This is a genomic window from Psychrobacter sp. 1U2, from assembly GCF_051847575.1.
The window spans coordinates 1-737 of sequence record NZ_JBPYDC010001022.1; the positions used below are offsets into that span (position 1 = coordinate 1).

General features: G+C 42.5%; 1 protein-coding gene. It reads left to right on the plus strand.

Annotated features, from left to right (window positions below):
* Positions 1-737 (plus strand): mechanosensitive ion channel family protein (locus ACS8FD_RS20145; RefSeq protein WP_439277172.1); only part of this gene is annotated, 737 nt, incomplete at both ends.

A 737-nucleotide genomic window follows, 5' to 3' on the forward strand; every position in this document is an offset into this window, starting at 1 on the left:
GCTGCTACGAGTCATCGATGCGATCTTTACTCGTGCGGTTAACCTAAGCTATAAGAAAAACTATACTGAACGCGTCTCTATCTTAGGTCTATTGCGAAAAGTCGTCAAAGCCTTGCTGCTTATCTTTGCTGTCATTGTTATCTTTGGCAATCTAGGGTTTGATTTGACCACCGGTATTGCCGCATTGGGGGTTGGTGGTTTAGCATTAGCACTTGGTGCGCAAAAGACCATCGAAAATCTGGTTGGTAGTGTGGTCGTAGTGGCAGATTCGCCAGTGCGGATAGGTGACTATTGTAAGTTTGGCACGTATGAAGGCACAGTGGTTGATATCGGTATTCGCTCATCACGCGTACGTACACTATCACGAACCATTGTGACCGTGCCTAATGGCGATTTTTCGTCTATGCAAATTGAGAACTTTACCTCTCGTGATATGTTCCGCTTTTACCATCAGTTATATCTTAAGCGTACTGCTGATATCGAAGTGGTCTTTAAAATGGTCAAAGACTTAGACGAGTTTTTAAATGAGCATTATTTGACCAACCAAGAATGGAATCAGGTCAATATTTTAGAGCTGCGTCAAGACTGTTACGTTATTCAATTACAAGCCTATATCAATGCTAACGATGTGATGGAATTTTACGACAAACAAAACGTTGTGTTCGTCGATGTGCTTAACCAAGTCGCAAAATACAAAGTCGAGCATGCACTACCAACGCAGCAGCTGATTGTCAATC